Origin of the sequence: Psychrobacter sp. S4(2024), from assembly GCF_036861305.1 — a bacterium.
GTDB lineage: Bacteria > Pseudomonadota > Gammaproteobacteria > Pseudomonadales > Moraxellaceae > Psychrobacter > Psychrobacter cryohalolentis.
This window is the reverse complement of the sequence record NZ_JAZAQR010000003.1, coordinates 441790-464374: the sequence shown is the minus strand read 5'-3', so window position 1 is coordinate 464374 and position 22585 is coordinate 441790. Positions and strand designations below refer to the sequence as shown.

General features: G+C 42.0%; 21 protein-coding genes. 10 read left to right on the top strand and 11 right to left on the bottom strand.

Going from position 1 to position 22585, the window contains the following annotated elements:
• Positions 1-9: 9 nt before the first annotated feature.
• The 3 genes from VLA57_RS09835 to glnE form a co-directional block, all read right to left on the bottom strand.
• Positions 10-1008 (bottom strand): glycosyltransferase family 4 protein, encoded by a 999-nt coding sequence (locus VLA57_RS09835; protein ID WP_333954858.1) that lies wholly within the window; start codon positions 1006-1008, stop codon positions 10-12.
• A gap of 174 nt (positions 1009-1182) precedes the next feature.
• Entirely contained in the window at positions 1183-2112 is a 930-nt protein-coding gene (locus VLA57_RS09830) for a branched-chain amino acid transaminase (RefSeq protein WP_011513510.1), read from the bottom strand.
• A 263-nt stretch (positions 2113-2375) separates the two neighbouring features.
• Positions 2376-5231: a bifunctional [glutamate--ammonia ligase]-adenylyl-L-tyrosine phosphorylase/[glutamate--ammonia-ligase] adenylyltransferase gene (gene glnE / locus VLA57_RS09825; RefSeq protein ID WP_133104240.1), complete on the bottom strand. Its 2856-nt coding sequence runs from the start codon at positions 5229-5231 to the stop codon at positions 2376-2378.
• 423 nt (positions 5232-5654) lie between these two features.
• On the opposite strand from glnE, the gene tusD reads away from it, so the two are divergent.
• The 4 genes from tusD to VLA57_RS09805 all read left to right on the top strand — a co-directional run bounded on the left by tusD (position 5655) and on the right by VLA57_RS09805 (position 7246).
• Positions 5655-6086: a sulfurtransferase complex subunit TusD gene (tusD, locus tag VLA57_RS09820; protein WP_133104239.1), complete on the top strand. Its 432-nt coding sequence runs from the start codon at positions 5655-5657 to the stop codon at positions 6084-6086.
• Between the two features lie 69 nt (positions 6087-6155).
• Complete coding sequence (locus tag VLA57_RS09815; RefSeq protein WP_133104238.1) at positions 6156-6479, top strand: hypothetical protein; 324 nt, start codon at positions 6156-6158, stop codon at positions 6477-6479.
• Positions 6480-6554: 75 nt separating this feature from the next.
• A complete protein-coding gene (locus VLA57_RS09810; protein ID WP_133104237.1) occupies positions 6555-6893 on the top strand; it encodes a hypothetical protein in 339 nt (112 codons plus the stop codon).
• Positions 6890-7246: a TusE/DsrC/DsvC family sulfur relay protein gene (locus VLA57_RS09805; RefSeq protein ID WP_133104236.1), complete on the top strand. Its 357-nt coding sequence runs from the start codon at positions 6890-6892 to the stop codon at positions 7244-7246. Before VLA57_RS09810 ends, VLA57_RS09805 begins: the two co-directional genes overlap by 4 nt.
• 65 nt (positions 7247-7311) lie before the next feature.
• Here VLA57_RS09805 and VLA57_RS09800 read toward each other — a convergent pair whose 3' ends face one another.
• Complete coding sequence (locus tag VLA57_RS09800) at positions 7312-7875, bottom strand: tRNA (cytidine(34)-2'-O)-methyltransferase (protein WP_133104235.1); 564 nt, start codon at positions 7873-7875, stop codon at positions 7312-7314.
• A 261-nt stretch (positions 7876-8136) separates the two neighbouring features.
• Here VLA57_RS09800 and VLA57_RS09795 point away from each other — a divergent pair, with 261 nt between their 5' ends.
• Entirely contained in the window at positions 8137-8277 is a 141-nt protein-coding gene (locus VLA57_RS09795) for an entericidin A/B family lipoprotein (RefSeq protein WP_011280495.1), read from the top strand.
• A 96-nt stretch (positions 8278-8373) separates the two neighbouring features.
• On the opposite strand, the gene hemW is transcribed toward VLA57_RS09795, so the two are convergent.
• Positions 8374-9714: a radical SAM family heme chaperone HemW gene (gene hemW / locus VLA57_RS09790; RefSeq protein WP_133104234.1), complete on the bottom strand. Its 1341-nt coding sequence runs from the start codon at positions 9712-9714 to the stop codon at positions 8374-8376.
• Between the two features lie 229 nt (positions 9715-9943).
• On the opposite strand from hemW, the gene VLA57_RS09785 reads away from it, so the two are divergent.
• The 4 genes from VLA57_RS09785 (at position 9944) to accC (ending at position 14445) form a co-directional block, all read left to right on the top strand.
• Positions 9944-10441 (top strand): EVE domain-containing protein, encoded by a 498-nt coding sequence (locus VLA57_RS09785; RefSeq protein ID WP_133104233.1) that lies wholly within the window; start codon positions 9944-9946, stop codon positions 10439-10441.
• A 380-nt stretch (positions 10442-10821) separates the two neighbouring features.
• Positions 10822-12189 carry an MATE family efflux transporter gene (locus tag VLA57_RS09780; RefSeq protein WP_133104232.1) on the top strand — a complete coding sequence of 456 codons (1368 nt, stop codon included), beginning with the start codon at positions 10822-10824 and terminating at the stop codon, positions 12187-12189.
• Between the two features lie 261 nt (positions 12190-12450).
• Positions 12451-12882 (top strand): acetyl-CoA carboxylase biotin carboxyl carrier protein, encoded by a 432-nt coding sequence (accB, locus tag VLA57_RS09775; RefSeq protein WP_011513500.1) that lies wholly within the window; start codon positions 12451-12453, stop codon positions 12880-12882.
• Between the two features lie 201 nt (positions 12883-13083).
• Complete coding sequence (accC, locus tag VLA57_RS09770) at positions 13084-14445, top strand: acetyl-CoA carboxylase biotin carboxylase subunit (protein WP_020443367.1); 1362 nt, start codon at positions 13084-13086, stop codon at positions 14443-14445.
• 136 nt (positions 14446-14581) lie between these two features.
• Here accC and VLA57_RS09765 read toward each other — a convergent pair whose 3' ends face one another.
• Both VLA57_RS09765 and leuA read right to left on the bottom strand, forming a co-directional pair.
• Positions 14582-15196 carry a hypothetical protein gene (locus VLA57_RS09765; RefSeq protein ID WP_133104231.1) on the bottom strand — a complete coding sequence of 205 codons (615 nt, stop codon included), beginning with the start codon at positions 15194-15196 and terminating at the stop codon, positions 14582-14584.
• A gap of 278 nt (positions 15197-15474) precedes the next feature.
• Positions 15475-17259 (bottom strand): 2-isopropylmalate synthase, encoded by a 1785-nt coding sequence (leuA, locus tag VLA57_RS09760; RefSeq protein WP_133104230.1) that lies wholly within the window; start codon positions 17257-17259, stop codon positions 15475-15477.
• Between the two features lie 217 nt (positions 17260-17476).
• On the opposite strand from leuA, the gene VLA57_RS09755 reads away from it, so the two are divergent.
• Positions 17477-17965, top strand: coding sequence for an Lrp/AsnC family transcriptional regulator (locus VLA57_RS09755; protein WP_020443364.1), 489 nt, complete (start codon positions 17477-17479; stop codon positions 17963-17965).
• Positions 17966-17984: 19 nt separating this feature from the next.
• Here VLA57_RS09755 and VLA57_RS09750 read toward each other — a convergent pair whose 3' ends face one another.
• The 4 genes from VLA57_RS09750 to prmC all read right to left on the bottom strand — a co-directional run bounded on the left by VLA57_RS09750 (position 17985) and on the right by prmC (position 22539).
• Entirely contained in the window at positions 17985-19286 is a 1302-nt protein-coding gene (locus tag VLA57_RS09750) for a YbfB/YjiJ family MFS transporter (RefSeq protein WP_133104229.1), read from the bottom strand.
• An 86-nt stretch (positions 19287-19372) separates the two neighbouring features.
• Entirely contained in the window at positions 19373-20728 is a 1356-nt protein-coding gene (locus VLA57_RS09745; RefSeq protein ID WP_133104228.1) for an ABC1 kinase family protein, read from the bottom strand.
• A 74-nt stretch (positions 20729-20802) separates the two neighbouring features.
• The gene (locus VLA57_RS09740; RefSeq protein ID WP_133104227.1) at positions 20803-21597 is read right to left on the bottom strand and encodes a HesA/MoeB/ThiF family protein; all 795 of its coding nucleotides are present in this window, start codon (positions 21595-21597) and stop codon (positions 20803-20805) included.
• A gap of 15 nt (positions 21598-21612) precedes the next feature.
• Complete coding sequence (gene prmC / locus VLA57_RS09735; protein ID WP_133104226.1) at positions 21613-22539, bottom strand: peptide chain release factor N(5)-glutamine methyltransferase; 927 nt, start codon at positions 22537-22539, stop codon at positions 21613-21615.
• Between the last annotated feature and the right edge of the window lie 46 nt (positions 22540-22585).

The window sequence follows — 22585 nt, the reverse complement described above, 5'->3', positions numbered from 1 at the left end:
TTTAATCTTTTAATCTTTTAAGACAAAATCATATGGGAGATTTTGAGTCACCTCAGGTGCTGTCTCATGTAAAGCATGACCATTTAAGACTTTTTCATAAAAATATAAGTAGTTCTTACTCATCACAAGGTGATTGAATGTGTCTCGTGCATAATCATGACAGCGCTGACGACTAAATTGTCCAATATTTCTTAGAGTATCTATCATCACACTTTTACTATCGGTACTAACACCGACATCTTGATTGATGAGCTCTGGCAGAGAACCACATCGACTACCAATAACAGGGCAGCCTAAATATAGGCTTTCAATCATAGCTAAGCCAAAAGCCTCATTTGTTAGTACAGGAAAAATCAACGCTTGCGAGTTGCGAATAACCTTATTCTTCTTGTCACCGCCAATCATGCCATAAAACTTAAGATCATTACCCGGATAAATATAAGGTTGATATTTGCCGTCTTTACGCCATTTTAAGCAGTAACGTTTACTACCAATAACATGCAATTTTTTATTTGCTTGTCTTGCAATATCCACACTGTCTTTTAAATTTTTGTCTTTATATTTTGCATTCGCTAAAAAATGTACATAGTTTTCTGGCTGCTTTATATTAGGTTGCTCATAATCCTCCCAGTATAAGCCATTATAAACATACGCTTCTCCCCCACTACGTTCGGCATGTAATTTCCCCAGAAATATAGTATTTTTAGGAAATATAGCAGGGGTAATCTGTTGGTTATGCGTTGTACAAACAAAAGGGGTTTTTAATGTCCCTTGAAATAAGAAATGGAAATGAATAACATCGGCCCAGCCTTCTACTTGATCTTCAATTCCCTGAGCAGGATTGTATAAAATTGAATCAGGATGCTGGTTCTGATGCTTGGTCATAAACTTAACGTCATGCCCCAACTCTTTTTGCCCTTTATATAATGCCCAAACAACACGTTCAGTGCCTCCATATTTTAAAGGCGGTATAGGCATCCTAGTAAGCAGAACATGAAGGATTTTCACAGCTACCTCGATATAATGTGCATTCAAACCAGATTAGTAAAATACTTCAAAAAGCAGTTATTGTAGACTATTTATGAATATAGTTATTTAATAGCTCTACTTAAAAAGAATCATTTAATCATAAAAAAGCTGGACAGTGACGTCCAGCTTTCTTAAAAAAATAAAGTAACACAATCAGTCAATAAAACTTAACCAATCCATATACTGCTCATTACGACCATGAACCACATCAAAGTACAAGGTTTGCAGCTTTTCAGTCAAGGGTCCGCGACCACCATTACCGATAGTACGATCATCGTATTCACGAATAGGCGTGACTTCAGCAGCGGTACCAGTCATAAATATTTCATCCGCTAAGTAAAACTCATCACGAGTGATACGGCGCTCAACAACTTTAATGCCCAAATCTTCAGCGAATTGGACAATAGTTCGACGCGTGATACCGTCAAGTGCCCCGCCTGCTAAATCAGGGGTATGCAATACACCATCTTTAACTAAAAATAAGTTCTCGCCAGCGCCTTGGCAGACATAGCCTTGTGGATCCATCAAGATGGCTTCGTCATAGCCGTTACGGGTCACTTCTTGGTTTGCCATGATAGATACTGGGTAGTTGCTTGAGGCTTTTGCTTTACACATGGTCACGTTTGGCAAATGATGGGTATATGATGACGTTTTTACACGAATACCGTTTTTGATACCTTCTTCACCAAGGTACGCGCCCCAATGCCAAGCAGCTACCATGGCATTAACGCTATTATCACGTGATGACAGACCCAGTTTTTCGGCACCGAACCAAATTAGCGGGCGAATATAAGCTTCTGCTAGATTGTTCTGCTTGACCACATCTTTGTGTGCTTGCTCAAGTGTTGCTGCATCAAAAGGCACATCCATTTGGAAAATCTTTGCCGAACCTAGCAGACGCTCAGTATGTTCTTTTAAGCGGAAAATCGCGGTACGGTTATCAGCAGTTTGATAGGCACGGACGCCTTCAAAGACTGCGATACCATAATGCATGCTGTGCGTAAGCACATGAATTTTGGCATCTGGCTGTTCAATCATCGTGCCATTCATCCAAAGCTTGCCTTCCTTTGTTGCCATATTCATCTAATAATCCTTATGCTAGCACTAACGTCTAACTTTTTTGTTGAGTGTTAAGTAAATGTTTTAATTAAAATTTTATAGTGACACTGAGTGTCTGTTTTAATGCACGAATATCATGTGCAAATTTAATGCGCAAATGATTATATCACCAGCACGCCAAGCAAATGAACTATTTTAGTTCATTACTGCAGTGCCTTTATTTATATGGCGTTAAATATCAGTGCCAAGACTGTCTTAACACTGTCCTTTCATTCAGCACAGCCGTTTTAATACCGCGATTCTGTCGATTCAACACCCATCAAATGCTGCCACTGCGCCTGCACGAGTGCACGGGTTTCAGTCCAAAGCGACTCATCGACCAGTAATGACTGCTCGGATAGTGCCAATTGATGCGTTGCAGCCCTTATGCGCAAATAAGCATCCGTCAAATCTTGACAGATCTCACTCTCCCAAATACCTAGTGTCGCCATCTCTTCAAAGATACGGACGTTATCGCTCCATTTGGTCAAGGTTGGATGCTCATGCGAATAGGCCAGTACGGCAAATTGTGCCAAAAACTCGATATCAATGACACCGCCTGCATCTTGTTTAAGATGAAACTTACCCGCTTGCTGTTGCCATTGGCTCGTACCCAGATGCTTTTGCATTTTGATACGCATACTTGTCACTTCGATACGTACTTCCTCAATTGTGCGCGGTAATGCTAAGACTGTACGGCGAATATCACAAAAACGGGCTGTGACGCGTTTATCACCGCAGATTGCACGCGCCCGTACCAGCGCTTGATGCTCCCATGACCAAGCTTTCTCAAGCTGATAGGTTTCAAACGCATGACAAGACACCACCATCATGCCAGCATTGCCGGAGGGACGCAGGCGCATATCCACCTCATAAGCACGACCATCACGGGTTTGGGTATTAAGATAGGTCATGAGCTTTTGCGCCAAGCGTGCCGCAAACTTCATGCCACTGACCGAATTTTCACCCGTGGTCATACCTTGCTCTTTTATTTTATGCAAAAACACCAAATCTAAATCTGATGAATAAGACAACTCAAGACCGCCAAGCTTGCCATAGCCGATAATAGCAAAGCCGCAATCCGCTTCGGTGACCGGATCGCCATCTTGACCGATAGGATAACCATAACGTTTCACAATTTCAGCAAAAGCACGCTCAAGCGCCGCTTCTAATACTACCTCGGCAATGTATGTTAAAGAATCCGACACCTTCATGATTGGACGTTCAGCCAACACATCACTGGCGGCAACCGCTAATACTTGATTCTTTTTAAATAATCGTAATACGCTAAGCAGCTTTTCTTCGTCATTAGGCTCTACTCTCAATAACTGCTGACGCAAGATATCACGCAGCTCAAGCTTGTCTGGTAAATGCCGATAGCGTTGCTGTAAAAATGTATCTAATAACACTGGATACTGTGCCAGCTCTTTGGCAATCCAAGGGCTAGCAGACAGCATCGGAATCAACTCAACCGTGGCGTTTGGATTCTCTGCAATCATGACTAAGTAGATAGAACGACGACAAATCGCTTCAAGCAAGGCAATCAAGCGCGGCAATGCAGTATTCGCCAATTGCTGCTGATCTTGATGAGCAAGTAGCGCATGCACAATGACTGGATACGCTCCGTCCAAGCGTTCACGAGCCTCATCGCTTAAATTGGCAACCATTTTTGACTGCCAAAAATTTTGCAATTGGCTATGATTCTCTTCCGTCAACACGTCATTTAAACGAGCCACTTGCTCATCCAAGTTAGCAGGTTCTAGCTCATCATCGTGATCCGGTACTTGTCTTTCAGTAACCATACGCTCAAACGGCACATTGACATGATATCGATGATAATTAAGCGTATTTAATAATGCAGCCCAGTCTTCAAACCCAAGCGTGAGCGCAAGATTGTGCTGCCAATGGGCATCATGAGGAAGACGCTGGGTTTGCTGGTCATTGATCGCTTGAATACCGTGCTCAAGCCGGCGTAAAAACCGATAAGCACTCTGCAGTTCTTGATAAGTGGTTTCTTCTAAATACTTAAGCTCATACAGCGCCTGCATTGCCTTTAAACAAGATTTGACCTGTAGCTGCGGATGCCGTCCACCATAAATCAACTGGAAAGCTTGAACGATAAACTCGATATCTCGAATACCACCAGCACCGAGTTTGATATTGTCCAAATCCTCACGCTGGGCGACTTGATTTTGAATCAGAGACTTCATCTCTCGTAATGCCGAAAAAGCACTATAATCGACGTAATACCGAAAGACAAACGGCTTAATAAGTGCTTGAATGTCGTCATAGAATGGTCGCTCTATGTGTCCAACCACACGGGCTTTTAACCAAGCAAATCGTTCCCATGCCCGCCCATGCTGAGAAAAGTACTTCTGCAACGCCGATAGATGAATCGCTAAATCACTACCATCGCCCCATGGGCGCAGGCGCATATCTACCCGAAACACAAAACCATCTGCTGTATTGTTATCGAGCAGCTTAATAATACCTTGACCAAGGCGCGTCATAAAACGTTTATTGTCGATACTGCGTGTGCCTTTGGTTTTATCCCCATCAGTTTCACCGCGCGCTTGATGGATAAAAATCAGATCAATGTCACTTGATAAATTCAGCTCATGAGCGCCAAGCTTGCCCATTGCCATAATCGCCATATCATCGACTTGCGCATTGCCTTTCTCATTAATAAAGGTAGGCTGACCATATTGAGTCACCAACTGCTGATAGGTATAGTTTTTCGCAAATAAAATACAACCATCAGCGAATTCGGACAACTCGTCGGTCAATTGCTCAAGCTCAATCACTGCCAACGCGTCTTGCCATACCCAACGCATCATCAGTAGCATACGCAAATTGCGTAAACCACTCATCACTTTGGTTTCATGGCCAAGCTGATAGTTTTCGTCCAAGGTATAATCTTGTATCAGGTCATCAATCTGTTGGCGCGTTAAGGTCGTGTCTAAAGGATAACTGCGTAAAAACGTCTGGCAGGCGCCCGTGCGACTTTGCCAAATTTGATAAGCAAACTCACTAGCAGTTTGCAATACTTGTAGCTGTTCTGATGTGGGCTGATAGCCGTTACCATTGGGGGTGGTAGATAGCATAATGATGATACCTCATTGCAGCATAGAGCCATAAGCCTACGTGAACTGGGCGAATAAGTTTATTGTTTTTTCTTACGGGACGGTCACAACTACTATGGATCGGCGAGACACCATGCTTTTATAGTAACATAAATAAAGTAATGCGCTGCCAAGAGCAAGCATATAGCGAATTCAGTATTAAAGCGATACAGTAGGACTGGGATGAATTTTACGCAGCCTCTGTCGGCGTAGGCACAGCACGCCAGAAAAATTTATACCAGTACTACGTTGGAACATAACGTATCTGTTTTATTTAGAATTGACTATACTTGCAAAAAATGAAAAAGCACTGAATGATGATACAATATACAGCCACACAAGGTCTCAGTTCTTTTTCAATACTCATTTATTCAATGCTTATTAATACTATGTGATACCGCCATTATGACACTCTCAACGCCTCTACTTTTGATTACCGCTGACCCAAGCCATCCACTTGCATATATGGCATTACGCTATGCGCGCGCTTATCTACAAAACGCCTCTTTAGCCGATAATGCGCCTAATAGCGCGGATCATGAAAACCCTGTATTGAACATCTTTTTTTATGCAGATGCAGCACATACTGCCAATCGTTTAAGGTGGCAGTCAGCCGATCAATCAAATATTACCCAAGAGTGGCAGGTACTGGCAGAACAATATAATCTTGTGCTGCCAGTATGCGTCAGTACGGCACTCAGTCGCGGTATTAGTGATACGGACAACAGCAGCCGCCATCAGTTAGAGACAGAAAATCTAGCGACAGGTTTTAAGCTGGTAGGTCTGAGTGAGCTTGCTATGATGATGCAAGGCGACTGTCGCTTACTACAATTCTAATAAAGATGATGGAAATAAAAATTCAGTTTGATACTAATAGATAGCGACAAATAAGATTAGGAAAACCTCATGAAATTACTCATTCGGCTGCATACGCCCACTGAAATGGCAAGCTATGAAGGCTGTGCGCTGGCCTTGACTTTGGCAACCTTTGGGCACGAAGTGCAGCTGTATTTGGATGCGCCCGTCTTTGGATTTTTAATTCAGCCAAACTCACGCTTGCAAGGTATGATTCAAGCGCTTGAGCTTTATGATATGCCGCCAGCGTGGCTACCTGACGATGTTTTTAGTGGCTGGATAGCTGGCATGCTACCGACGGACTTGGCAACGCAGTTAGTCTTGATTCCAGAAGAAGTAAATTTACAAGTATTTGAGCAAATTCTCACTTTTTAATCTTAAAGCTATAAATAGCAAAGCTGATATAAAATTTTATTGTTTCAAACCTATAGCAAGCAATCGGACACGAGTATGGCAACTTTATATCAATTACATAGCAGTATGGATACGCTCAGACGCACTACGGAACAAATGGCGTTGTCATGGCAGGCGGACGATAGCATCCTTTTATTGGGTACGACCGTCGCGTATATAGATTGGTTCAATGCGTATTTGGGCGATATCGAGAATATGGAAATAGAAACCATTGCTGGTATTTACGCGCTTGCCGACGATGTGGCACAGTTGCATGAAAACACCGCAGCGAAGCTTAATCTAGCGGCAAAGCTCACTGGTATTTTAAGCGATGCAGAATGGGTAGCGATGACCCAAGACAGCCGCTTTGATAAAGTAGTGACGATTGCCTTATGAGTATGTCTACTAACTCGTCTACATCCTCTCTGACCTCAATCAATGTGGCATTAGACCAAGATGGGCATTTATGTGACCACACTATCTGGACGCCCGTTATTGCACAGCAGCTAGCTAATACCTTGGATGTCGTCTTAGATACTGAGCGCTTGGCAGTGTTACAGCAAGTACGAGCTTTTTTTGTAAAATTTAATCACGCACCTGCTACGCGCCCGTTGATTAAATGGCTACAGCAAACCTTGCCTGATAATGACATCAGTAATCAAAAGCTGCAGCAGCTATTCAATACTGGTTTGGTCGCCCGCCATGTCAATCGCCTTGCTGGGCTGCCCAAACCGCCTAATTGCTTATAAATAACCATAAAAAAGGCAGATAAATCATTTTCTTTATCTGCCTTTTTTAATTTTAATAATAAAAATTACTCTTTAGGGTCGTAGACGGTGAGTGTCTCATAGCCGATACTACGACCTTCATCACCGCCAAATCCTTGTTGTCGCCATACCTCATATAAACATATTGCCACGCTGTTCGACAGATTCAAACTGCGTAAATCTGCTAGCATCGGCAATCGTAGCCAGTTATCAGCGCCAATATCTTCACGTATATCATCTGCCAGTCCCGCTGTTTCTGAGCCAAAAACCATGGCCACATTATTTCCAGAAAAATCACTGCCCGACTCTGCAGTCTCTTGTCCACCAAAGTCATAATCATAAAAAGGCTTACTTAACTTGGTAGTCAACGCCGTAATGGTATGACAGTCAGCATCTTGCAGTGCTTGCTTTGCCATTGACCAATTGTCGTGCACTTGTAGATGGGCATACTCATGATAATCCAATCCTGCACGGCGCAATTTTTTATCATCTAGCTCAAACCCTAATGGTTTGACTAAGTGCAGCTGCGCCCCACTATTGGCACACAGACGAATGATATTGCCCGTATTACTGGGCATTTTTGGCGCTACCAACACGATATGAATGGTCATACTCTCTCCGTCATTAGCATAAGGGTTATTTTTCTGACTTATATGGCAAAGGTAATTAAAAGTTACAGTTTACTGCCAATAATTACATTTTGATACTGGGCACGTATTTTAACTTTGATTATGATGGCTGTAACGGACAAAGGGATAATATAAAAACATTGTCATCGTCTGTTATCATCTTGCAGTGCAACTTAGGATCAACATCAGGTTTCACTGTTACTACACTACTTATCTGTATCTGTCTTTTTTGAGGAATATACCATGAAAAAATTAGTTATCGCATCTTTGGCTGCTATGTTTGTATTAACTGGTTGTAACACTTTTAAAGGTTTAGGCCAAGACGTATCAAGCGCTGGTAGTGCTGTAAGTGGTACTGCACAAGAAGTACAAAACAAAATCTAAGCTTTAAATATTTAGGTTGTTTAAAGGGCTTATCATCTATGTGATAAGCCCTTTTTTATGAAGCTTAAGTTCTGAACATTTAACAAGCATACTTCGCTATAAAAATGCTCTTAATATTTGATTGAGATACCTTTTACCAAGTTCTGTCGGTTGCAACTGTTCCGGATGATCTATCAATAAACCTTGCTCGATTAATGTAGCAACTTGTATTGCAATGCTGTCATAACTTAGCCCCGTACGTGCTTCAAATAACGACCATGCTACGCCACCATGCAAACGTAAGGCATTAAGCATAAACTCACTAACCAACTCCTCTTCATCAATCGCTTGCCAGCCAACCATTTTTGGCGCTGATATTGATGCCTCATCTTGGACATGAGCTTCTTCATATTCTATATAACTTTTTGGCATACGGGATTTACTAAAGCGATAGATACCTGCTTGAGTATTTTCGCTATCAATACTCCATATGTCAGTCGCCATCTCATTGCCGATATCTTGTCCGATAATATCTTGTCCGATAATATCTTGTCCAATAGTGACTTTTCCATGAGCACCCGCTCCGATCGCCAAATAGTCACCAAACTGCCAGTAGTTGACGTTATGTTGACAAGGCTTATCCGCTGCCCCAGACCATGCAGATACCTCATAATTGCAATAGCCTAAATTCTGTAATAATATCTGACCAGATTCTTCTATATCTGCCAAGCGATCCTCATTGGGTAAAATTGGCTGACTGCGATAGAATACGGTATTTGGCTCAATGGTCAGCTGATACCATGAGATATGGGTCGCACCAGCATCGTGTGCCATTTGAATATCGTCTAACGCCTCGCTCATGGTTTGCTCTGGCAGTCCATGCATCAAATCCACGTTTACGCGCTCAAATCCAGCTTTCCGAGCTGCTTTAATTGCAGATAGCGCTTGAGTAGGATTATGAATACGTCCAAGCGTGGTTAATTGTTCAGCAGAAAAGCTCTGCACACCTATCGATAGGCGATTAATACCCACCTCTAAATACTCAGCAAATGGCGCATGCTCAAGGGTGCCTGGATTTGCCTCCATAGTGATTTCGATGTCGCTAGAAAATTGATAATATTTCCGTAAACCATCAAACAAGCGCTGGTATTGAGCAATGGGCAACAACGACGGCGTACCACCGCCGATAAATATGGAGCTAATCTCACGTCCTTGGGTCAATATCTGCTGCATAGCAGCATCTTGCAATAATGCATCGACATATTCATCATACATGGACAGCTGACTATCAACTGGTAGCTCATGTGAATTAAAATCACAGTAAGGGCATTTTTTGACACACCACGGGATATGGATGTATAACGCCAATGGAATGTCTGTCACTTCTACTGCATTCGAATGAGCATCATGAAAAGGCTTTGCTTGCTGAGACAGTTGATTAGGTTTGATATTTGACATAAGCGGACTTATCTATAAATAGGTAACTGCCATCAGTAGCAGAAAATACCGCTAGGATAACGGCTAAGCACAGTAAAAAAAAGCCTAACTTCAAGAAAACTCTATCGATAACAAAACCAGCAACGAAAGCTCATGTTAAAAATTCTTAGTTATAGGCAAAATAACTAAGAATCACCATTATTATATAAAATAATTATAAATAACCAACTATATAAAAAGGATAAAAACCATGGCATATTGGCTTATAAAATCTAATCCAAGCTGTTTTAGTATAAAAGACTTAGAAGGTGCAGGAACAGAGATGTGGGATGGCGTGCGTAACTACCGAGCCCGCAATTTTATGCGTGATGATATGCAAGTAGGTGACAATGCGTTTTTTTACCACTCTAGTGCTAAACCCTCTGGCGTTGTTGGTATCGTGACTATTAGTCAAGCTGGCTATCCTGATGTTACTCAATTTCATCCTGAACACCGGCATTACGACCCGAAAGCCACCGCAGAGAATCCGCGATGGTATATGGTGGATGTGACTTTCAATCAAGCTTTTAACAATATATTACCACTGTCAGAGCTAAAGTTTCTGCCTACGCTCGAGGACTCATTATTACTGAGAAAAGGCTGTGAGCAATTGACAATCATACCGCTTGAGCCTAAACACTGGTATGCAATTATGGATATTGCAGGAAATCTTAATTTACTGTCAGAAGATACTGACTCTATCGAATGAATAATTCTGGCTTACAAGCACCAAAATTGATGTTTAATTCTTCTATTAAGGGCTTAGTACACCCATAAATGCGACTTTTACCAAACCTTTCTAAAACATTTACATTATAGCCTAACTTCTTTACCATTCTATTAACTTATGACCTGTCACTTCATCACTTGAATTGACGGGTTATTTTTATTTTAGCATCAGTGATTCTTTTTTAACTCTGCATGCCTAGTCTTATTAAAAATGGACTTGCTCATATTATTTATCGGAGTATTATCGTCGTACACCTCCTATTTTACTGTCTCGCTATTGATTTATTGATGGCTGTGTTTGTGCATTAGTAAAATTTATTTATTAAAAATAATTATTGTAAAGAATAAAAGTTGCTCATTATGGTTTTCCCGTTGTCTTTTGTAGATTTTAAAAGTTACAGTTTACGCTTAGGTATACTCGCGCTGCCCATCTTAATCACCCAATTTTGTCAAGCAGCGCTTGGTGTTGTCGATGCCATTATGGCAGGTCAAGTTTCGGCACTTGATTTGGCTGCTGTCGCTGTCGGCTCAGGTATTTGGCTACCATTATTTTTATTAGCAACAGGTATTTTGATTGCGACTACGCCTCTGATCGGTGAAGCCATTGGTCAAAACCAACTCGATAAAGTGCCGCATATCACGCAGCAGTCATTATGGACGGCTGGTGTCATTGGTATCCTTGGTTTTATCATTGTCAACCTAGCACCCAATATACTTGCCCTCATGGGTGTTCCTGAAAATATACAACCGATAGCAACTCAGTATTTGCATGGCGTATCATTTGGCTTCCCTGCAATTGCCGTTTATGCGGTGCTGCGTAGTTACTGTGAAGCGCTTGGTCGACCTGAGCCAGTGACAGTTATTAGTATCATAGGGCTGCTTGCAGATATCCCACTTAACTATATTTTTATCCATGGCTTGTTTGGCATGCCTGAGATGGGTGGCGCTGGTTGCGGGGTAGCAACTGCTATCGTTTTGTGGATTAACGTCTTATTATTAGCCGCTTATACCAGCTTTACTAAGCGTCAGCAATTTGCCAGTACGCGCTTTTTTTATGCCTTTGCCAGCCCAAATCGGGCACAGATAAAAAAACTTCTCAAGCTTGGTATTCCGATTGGCGTCTCTATCTTTTTTGAAGCCAGTCTATTTAGCTTAGGCGCACTGGTGATTAGTCCATTGGGTGAGCTGGCAACCGCATCGCACCAAGTCGCCTTATCAGTGACCTCGCAGTTGTTTATGATCCCAATTTCGGTCGCGATGGCACTGACCATTATGGTATCCAACCGCTTTGGTGAAAAAAACCTAATGGCACTGCGTCAAGTACAAGCAACTGGTCTTATATGGACGGTAATTATTGCATTTGCTTGTATGCTTGGTGTTTGGCTATTTAGACCACAATTAGCAGCGGCATTCACTGACAATCATGTAGTACGAGCTCAAGCCATGCATTTGCTCATCTTTGCGCTTGCTTATCAGCTATTTGATGGCTGGCAAGTCAATGTCGCAGGCATATTACGGGGCATGCAAGATACTACAATCCCGATGTGGGTTACCCTATTTTGCTACTGGATAGTGGCACTGCCGCTTGGTATTTATCTAGTACGCTTCACTGATATTGGGGCGCAAGGTTTTTGGATGGCTTTAATTACGGGGTTATTTTTATCGTCTATTTTACTTACCATACGTTTGCGCTACCAACAAAAGAGATTGCTGGCAATATGGGGATAACAATAAGACTAGGTTTACACAAGTTTATCTAAATGTTATCTGTAATAATCATCACTGGCGCTCGCAAGTCACATAGACTATGATAAATTCTTGAGCATTTCTTACTCAAACGAGCGCTTACGTCATAATATGTAAAAAAACTCAGTTAACAACTGTACATCGATTGCTCATTGCCGTGAATATAGGTATCATTAGCAATTATCTACACAATATTTAGTTACACTATTTTTCTCGAATTTGTTACAAGGCAAAAATACAATTATGGATATTGAAAAAATACGCACCCTCATTGCACTCATGGAAGAAAGCGAACTGGTTAATTTGGAAATCAGCTCAGATGACGAGCATATCAGTTTGACTCGTCACTATGATGCACCGGCGCCAACGATGATGGCTGCACCTACTGCTGGTGCTGCTACACCTCATACTACTGAATCGCAGCCTGCGATGAAAGCAGGTAGTGTTGAGACATCACCTATGGTTGGCGTTTATTACTCAGCCCCTAGCCCTAATGATCCACCATTTATAAAGGTTGGACAAAAAGTGCAAGCTGGTGATACGCTCGGCATCATTGAAGCGATGAAAATTATGAATCCTCTTGAGGCGACTCAAAGTGGTGTTATTGATGAGATCTTGGTCACTAATTCTGAAGTGGTACAGTTTGGTCAGCCTATCGTACGCTATAAAGCGTAACCAGATTTGCCAACCTTTACCTCGTTCTGATGGAGAGCGTGCTATTTATCAGGCAATATCAACTCATGCTTAGGCTATTTTAGCTTAATCATATCTAAGCTTAAAGATTTTAAAGTTAGATAATCACTAGGCTTAATGAGTCTTGATATTGCTGAATATAGTGACTCCATTAAAAAACGCCGCTTCAATAAGGATGACCCCATGATAAAAAAATTGCTCATCGCCAATAGAGGTGAGATTGCTCTACGTATCGTTCGCGCTTGTAAAGCCCTTGGTATTCAAACCGTTGGTGTTTACTCTACGGCTGATGCCAATTTGATGCACTTACGCTTTGTTGATGAAGCTATTTGTATCGGCAAGCCTAATGCCAATCAAAGCTATCTAAATATCAATACTATCTTGACTGCTGCTGAGATTACTGGCGCTGATGCCATTCACCCCGGTTATGGTTTTTTGGCTGAAAATGCTGAATTTGCTGAACGTATTGAAGAAGCTGGATTAACCTTTGTAGGCCCTACTGCAGATCATATTCGTCTGATGGGCAACAAGGTTTCCGCGATCAATGCTATGAAAAAAGCGGGTGTGCCGACAGTACCTGGTTCAGTAGGTGCTGTGACGCTACACAATGCTGAAGAGCAAGCGCGCAATATCGGTTTTCCCTTGTTGATTAAAGCGGCAGCGGGTGGCGGTGGTCGTGGTATGCGTGTGGTTGAGCGCTTTGAAGAAATTATCGGTCAAGTGCAAGCGGCTAAGCAAGAAGCTGAGCTATGGTTTGGTGATGATACGGTTTATATGGAACGTTATCTCCAAAACCCGCGACATGTAGAGATACAAGTACTTGGCGATGGTAATGGTAATGCCATTCATTTATATGACAGAGATTGCTCATTGCAACGTCGTCATCAAAAAGTTTTAGAAGAAGCCCCCGCCCCTGATATTCCTGATGATGTACGTCAGCCTATCTTAGATGCTTGTGTAAAAGCATGTAAGCTGGTCAAATACCGCGGTGCTGGTACTTTTGAGTTTTTATTTGAAAATAATGAATATTTCTTTATTGAGATGAACACTCGCGTACAAGTTGAGCATACTATTACTGAGATGATTACAGGCATTGATGTGGTCGTTGAACAGTTAAAAATCGCAGCAGGCTACGGTTTATCGTATCGCCAAAGTGAGATTGAAATTCAAGGTCATGCGATTGAATGTCGTATCAATGCTGAAGATCCAGTGACCTTTATGCCATCACCTGGTACGGTTACTCAGCTGTATTCACCTAGTGGCGCTGGTATCCGCTTTGACTCACATCTATATCCTGGCTATGAGATTCCAAGTTACTATGACTCTTTGATTGGTAAGCTTATCTGTCATGGTCAAACCCGTCAGCAAGCGATCTCTAAAACGCTACAGGCACTTGATGAGTTGGTTATCGAAGGTATCAAAACAAATATCCCGATGCATCGTGATGTAATCTTATCAGATGATAATTTTGTTCATGAAGCACAGAATATTCATTATCTAGAAAGAGAATTGTTAACTGCTAATAAAGAAAAAGCCAACTTGTGAACTGATTAAATATTGATATCACATATTGTTATCATAAAGATTTGTTCTCATTAAAAAAACCGCTATCTGCCTAGATAGCGGTTTTTTTATTGATGATTGTAATTAAAGCTAAAGCAAAGTCACCGAAAAACCATTACTATGGCAGAATTCTATTAAAGTTCATAAAGCACTCTTTGCCATCAGGATCAGCACACCACTGCATTTGATTACCATCATGATTTAAAAATGCAATCAACGCCTCATTGCTCTGATCTATCTGGCTGCCGGAGCAATCTACTTCATTGTTATCGTAAACGGTTTTAATAGCAATGATAGGTAGCCCCTCTTCACGGTGCGTAATCAAATAACGTCCATAAGTCCATTCTTTGCCACTGACTGACCACATTTCATTATCAGCAGCAAAATTGTAAAGCTCACGGCACTGAGCAGATTTCTTTGCTGATGCAATGAGTTTTTTGCTGGTATCAGTTTGAATATTAATAAGACGTTTTTCGTTTTGTGTCAATAGTCCTGCACCGGCGTCGACTTTAGGTTCGTTACTTTTAATCTGACTCTTATCTTTTAACGCTGCTTGCCGCGCTTCAGCTTCTTTGGTCATCGTGATACTACTGTTTAAATCAATCTCCCACTGTCCAGCAATCGCAGGACTAATATGTGTGGTAATGGTCGGCTTACTAACTGCTTCGCCATTTACTGGCAATGATGCCAAAATAGCGGCTAATGAAAATGAAGCAAATGAGAGAGGTTCCATAATTAACCTTGTTATTTATACTATTATAATAATGAATGCTATGTACATTAGCGTAAGTCTTAGTCACCGAAAACACAAGTAACATTATGCTATTAGGCTTTAACCTCTCAGTGGTAAGCACTTCAATAAGATCTCTAATTACTGAGGTTCAGACATAGTTTCAAACATAAAAAATAACGCCACGGCTCTGATTTGCTTATCGCAATGAGCCATGGCGTTATATTTATATAAACGTAAACTTATATACCTAAATATTTAAATTCTTAAGTACTTGGTTATTAAACAGCTGCGATACCAACTGCTTGAGCAAAGGCTGACAATGCGCCCTTTAGCATGGCTGATACCGTGCTGCTACAAGTGCCGATACCTGAATAAACTTCACCATCTACATTTAGCTGTATATAAGCAGCAGCATTGGCATTTGTCTTATTGTCTCTATTGTTATCATCATTGATACCATCACCGCTATTATGCTGCGGATTGATTGCATGCTCAGCGTAGTTAATGACATGGATTGATTTGCCTGTATGCTGCGCCAATCCATCGATAAACGAAGATAACGGCCCATTACCATCACCATCTATAGTGATGGTATCGCCATTCATCTGAACTTGACCGTTAAAGTAGACTTCGCCGCCTTTATTATTGACCGTATAATCTAACAGCTCAAAACTGCCTTGCTGTAAATAAGTGTCTTCAAAGGTCTGTAAGATTTCATCATTCTGCAATTCACGAGCCGTGGTTTCAGCTTGTTTTTGTACCACACCACTAAAGTCAATTTGCATCCAACGTGGTAAATTAAAGCCATAGTTGCGCTGCAAGATGTAAGCCACACCGCCTTTACCAGATTGGCTATTGATACGAACCACATCCTGATAGCTGCGACCAATATGTGCAGGATCAATTGGTAAATATGCCACATCCCAGACGTTTTCTGTCTGATCCACATGTTTCTCATTATAGTCGAGGCATTTCTTGATCGCGTCTTGGTGCGAGCCGCTAAAGGCAGTAAATACAAGCTCACCTACATAAGGATGACGTGGATGCAGAGGCAAGTTATTGCATTCGCTAACGACTTGTACAATTTCACTCATGTTACTAAAATCAAGCTCAGGATCGATACCTTGGCTAAACAGATTCATCGCCATGACCATGATATCCATATTGCCAGTACGCTCGCCATTACCAAGCAAGGTGCCCTCGATACGATCTGCGCCAGCAAGCACACCAAGCTCAGCCGCCGCCACCGCACAGCCTCGGTCATTATGCGTATGCAAGCTAATAGTTACATGCTCACGCTTGGCAAGATTACGACAAAAATACTCGACTTGATCAGCGAATACATTGGGCATTGACGCCTCAACCGTCGCAGGTAAGTTTAAGATTACCTCTTGGCCGTTCTCGGGCTGCCAAACATCACAAACGGCATCACAGACTTCAACTGCATATTCAGTCTCAGTTTGGCTAAAGCTCTCAGGTGAATACTGGAATACCCATTCTGTTTCTGGATATTTAGCAGCATATTCAACCAATAATTTAGCACCAGTGACAGCTATCTCTTTGATTTCAGCTTTATCTTTAGCATATACTTTTTCGCGCTGAATACGGCAAGTTGAGTTATAAACATGAACGATGGCACGCTTTGCGCCTTTTAAGGATTCAAAAGTACGAGCAATCAAATGCTCACGTGCCTGCACCAATACCTGCAAAGTCACGTCATCAGGCACATGATTTTCTTCAATCAATTTACGAGCAAAATCAAACTCGACTTGTGCCGCTGAGGGAAAACCTATTTCAATTTCTTTAAAACCCACATCTATCAAGGTTTCAAAAAAACGCATTTTTTGTTCAATAGTCATCGGATCAATCAATGCCTGATTGCCATCACGCAGATCCACACTTGCCCATATCGGTGATTTCTCTAGCGTTTTGCTCGGCCATGTGCGATCTGGCAACAGTGGCGCAAATGCAAAAGGGCGATATTTACGGAAATCGAAAGCGGCTTTTTTGGGTGTGCTCTTTGCAGCGGCAGGCGCTACAGGGCGTGTTGCTTGGTCAGACATAATCAATCCTTAGATGGCATTAGGTTGGTATTTTTAGTGAGGCAATCAATGCCAAAATCTTGCTTTATCATACGAGATAATACGAACTTATGCCATTATAATAACAAAGTTTATAAGGTGAATATCGGCTTTATAATAAGTATATTTACATTATATTAGTGAAATGCGATAAATCAATCGCTATAATTAGCATAATCCACTAATAAAAATACTTATTATGCAACATACTCATTCTAATCAGCTGTTAATTGCAGATATTGATGACACAGATAAACGCTTATTGCGCTTATTACAGACCGATGCACGTATGAGCATTACTGAGCTTGCCGAGCGCGTTAATCTCTCGGCAACCCCTTGCGCGCGCCGTATTAAGCGCTTAGAAGATAGTGGCGTTATCACCGGTTATCATACTCAAACCGATGCCCAAAAACTTGGCTATCCCTTGGCAGTTTTCATTGCTATCAGTATGGACCGTCACACAGCTGACCGTTTTGAGCAGTTTGAGCGCAAGGTTAAAAGCTTCGATGAAGTCATCAGCTGTAGTATCGTCACTGGTCGCTCCGAGGACTACCTGATTAAAGTACGCGTACGCGATATGGCTCACTATGAGGAATTTTTATTGCATCGGTTAAATCGTATCGAAGGCGTGGCACAAGTTCATACCAGCTTTGAGCTGCGAGAAGTATTCAGCCGCAGTATGGTTTAATCCTACTAAAATGATTCGCTTAAATGATTATTTTTTGCAGTCGGTTCGTTTGACGCCAGAAAAAGAATACCAAAACCAGTCCTATCAGCAGTCCTATAGCCGCTACCAACAACCCTGCATTAAAGTTATCATTCTCTCCCGCCAGCGCTACCGTTACCAATGGTCCGATGAACTGCCCTATTGCATAGGCTAATGTCGCCAGTCCTATCAGCAGATTTGAGTAGATGGGATTTATGTTTTTAATAATCGTCAAGGTCATAGAGACCATACCCACAAAGGTTAACCCTAAAATCATGGCATTAGCATATAAACCAATAGCACCATCAAACCCTATTGGCAAATACATGCCAAACGCTTGCAATAACGTCAAGCCCATTAAGGTTTTGACTTCACCAATACGCTTGGCAAGAGCACCCCAAATCGGGTTTGAGAGCATGGCAAAGATACCTACCACCAACCAAATAGACAGTCCAGCAGAATTTTGAGTGGTCAAGCGCTGAGCTGCCATTACCGGCAAAAAAGTCGCCGATGTAATATAACCAAAGCCTGCCAGCACATAACTGGTCAACAATAATGCAATGGGCTTGCTATGACCTGCTAGCGCCTCGTATAAAGAACGCTTAAAATTAATATAGGTTTGATATAGCGAGGAATAATGATTACTCTGGGGTGTTTCTGAGCTTACTGATGTTGGATTTGATGATGTTGAACCAGATAAAGTAACCATAGCAGACGGACGTATGCCATACAGCAACCATAAAACAGGTAAGCTAATCATTCCAGCGATCAGCCAAATCACGTCGAAATGGTAGCCAAGCGTCAGTAACCACCACGTCAATATTGCGGAGGCACTGATACCGACGCCGATACCTGCATAGTGTACTGCCGATAGCACTGAACGGCGCTCAAGACTGAAACTTTGAATAACCAAAGATGAGCTTAAAATCATCGCCACACCACTTGCAATACCTGATATCAGCCGAATGCCATACCATAGATTTAATGACATATTTGGCACGACCAACAGAATGGTAGTAATGACACTAACTATTGTCCATAATATTAGCATATGCCATGTTAAACGCTGCGGCACAAACATCGCGATAAGCGCGCCAATAAAATAGCCAATATAGTTGATTGAAGCCAGCCAGCCTGCAATGGTCGTGGATAGCGACAATTGCAGCATAATATCAGGTAAAGTGGCTGTAAATAAAAAGCGTCCAAACCCCATCACTACTGCCATACAGTACATACCAATCAACGCAACAGCTGTTTCATTGGTAATAGTAATAACAGCACGGCTTTTGAGAGCAGTCATCATGACAGGGCCATTTTGTGGCAAAAAGCACACAATCCTTTGTGTTAAATGAACGAGTATTAGAACAGCATTGAATATAGTATTTAATCCTACGAAACATTGAGTGTTGGACGATTTTCTTGCTCATTTCTCTCTGCTTGTCCCAACATCTGCACGCGCTGATCACTAAACATATCCATATCAGGTGCAAGCGTACGCATAAAGCGGTCAAAATAGAGCATCTGCTTGGTCAATAAAGCAAAGTCACGCGGAAAATGAATACCATGACGCTTACCGACCTCAACTATCTCCAGCATCATTGTATTCAGCTCATCCGCCTGCTCTTTCGTATTAAAAGGCACACCACTGGTAAAGGCTTTGTCCTCTGCCATAATGGTCTTCATCATACGCTGCAAATCATCACCTAATGCCACCACATCAACCTGATTACCACCATGTGTCATCTCCATATCTATCATATGGCGTGCCATCGCATAATAATCATTATCCTGCATGGCTTGCATCATTCCCATGCAAGCGCGCCAGCTTTCAGCCTTCAATTTACCGACAATACCAAAATCTAAAAATCCGATACGTCCATCAGTTAATAGCATTAAATTACCCGCATGCAAATCCGCATGGAAACTATTACACAGCATCAGGCTTGCAAACCAAGTATTGAGCGTATCTGCCATCACTTGGGCAGGATCAGTACAATATTGACGCATCAAAGTTTCATCTACCATAGAAACACCGTATAAGCGGCTCATGGTCAACACACGCTTGGTAGTGTACCCCTCATAGACTTTTGGTGCCACCACGCGTGTATTGCCTGATACTGCCAAAAACTGCTGAAAGTCGCGAATATTTTGTGCCTCAGCGATAAAGTCTGTCTCCGCAAGCATACGCAAACGAATCTCATCAATAATCGGCGCAATGCTGGCAAATCTCATTGAAGGCATCAACAATTCAACCAGCTTGGTCACGCCATGCAATACACCCAAATCCGTCTGCATAATGGTTTCGACGCCAGGTTTTTGCACCTTTAAGACAACTTCATCACCATTATGCAAACGCGCTGCGTGGACTTGGGCGATAGAAGCAGAAGCCAGTGGTTTTGAGTCAATATAGGCAAACGTCTCTTCAAGTGTGAGTCCATTAACAGCTAGCTCTTCTGTTAATACTTGCTCGATATAAGCATAAGACAATGGCGTGGTTTGATCCAAACAGCTTTGAAAGGCTTGCACATATTCGCGCGGAAATAATGACGGCGTACTGGCAATAAACTGCCCTATTTTGATATAAGTCGTACCCAGTTGCTCAAAAGTTTCTTTTAACAGCATGGCATCAGGTTTTTCGCCCTTCGCCACTCTAAGCGCTGATAAACCAGCGACACTTGCTGTTTGACGAACACGATTAACGACATTAAAGGTATGTTTTAATAAATGCGGACGATGAATTTTCATAAAAGACAACTGTGGTCATAAGAAGGATATTTGAGAATCGGCGATTATAATTGGTAAAAAATCATTAATTGAAATTAGGAAAGGCTATTACAGACAGGACATTCTGACTCTTTTCGATATCCCATCAAGCGTTGCTGCATCCGACTACCATCCCATATCAGCAGTTTGTTTGTCAGTGGATTTTTGGTTAATCCTAGATATTGCAAAGCAGCATTGGCTTGTAGATTGCCCATGATAGCTGTGGTGCTGGCAAGCACCCCTGAATTGGCACACGTACGTTCATCTGCCTCGGCATCCAGTACTACCGAACCAAACACACAGTGATAGCAGCCGGTATTCAGATGTGGCTCAAACAGTGCCAGTTGCCCTTGCATTGCAATAGCAGATGCCGATAATAATGGAATCTGATAGCGCACACTAATACGATTGATGATGTCACGGGTAGCAAAATTATCTGTACAGTCTAACAATAGGTCTGGCGTACCGGGCGCCATATCAAGTAACTCATAAGCATTGTCTTCACTCAAACGCGCTATCGTACCGCGCGCTGTGATTAAAGGATTGATACGCATCAACATTTGCGCAGCAGTTAGAGCTTTAGATTTACCAATATCCTCCGGTAAAAACAATGTTTGACGCTGTAAATTACTGGCTTCAATATCATCGTCATCAATTAGGTGAATATACCCAAGTCCTGCACGCACTAAGGTTTCAGAAGCTGGGCAACCTAGCCCACCTGCGCCTATCATGACGACACGTGATGATTTTAGTCGTAGCTGAGCATCAATATCCCAGCCATCAAGTAATATTTGACGCGCATAACGCAGCAGCTCATCATCTAACAATATTTCTGTTTCTACATTACTCATATGGATTACCAGTACTCAATATTGCCGCTTATTTTTATTAAACTGCCCAAGCGTCACTCTATCGTTCCCACCAAAATCTTTAATCGTTTGTATATTATCGAAGTGATTGTCCGCAAATAACTGGCGTGCAGCATGCCCTTGATCAAAGCCATGCTCAATCGCTAGTAGCCCGCCTACTTTTAGGTACTGCGGCGCATGATGGACAATATGTTCGATATCAGCCAAACCATGATTAGGGGCGCTCAAAGCACTAATTGGCTCTGCTAATAAACCTGCTAAATGCTCATCCGCCTCATCAATATAGGGCGGATTTGAGACAATCACATCGAATAAATGTTCATCCTGAGTAGAGAGTGCATCATACCAGCTACTATGGACAAACTCGATATCTACAGCATTACTAACCGCATTATGCTGAGCAATTTTTAGCGCCTCTAGCGAGAAATCAACAGCAACGACTTGCCAGCTTACTGGTTCCAATTTGCGAGCCAGCTTTAACTCGTGAGTAAGACTGATGGCAATGCAACCAGAACCCGTGCCCAGATCAAGCAGACGCTTATTGCTAGCAGCATTAGGCACAAACTCTTCATTGGCAGTATTTATCCAATGTAGTACTTGCTCAACCAAAACTTCAGTATCGGGTCTGGGAATTAAGGTATGTTCATTAACGGCAAAATCAAGCGACCAAAATGCCTGTATACCCGTTAAATAAGCCAATGGTGTACCTTGCTGCATTTTGGTCACACCAGCATTAAATCGCTCAACCTCAACATCACTTAGCTGATAGCTATCATCCGTTATTAAAAATAGCGCGGGTTTATCAATAACATATAGTAGCCAATCCGTTATCCAAAATGGCGGAACAGATAATTCTTCCGCCATTTGAATCGCTTGCTGCTTGATTTGCCATACTGTTACGTCTGCTGCTTTTTGCGCTGTCATAAATGACTCTTAATAATTATATCTGCTTTATTTTTATAACCTCTAA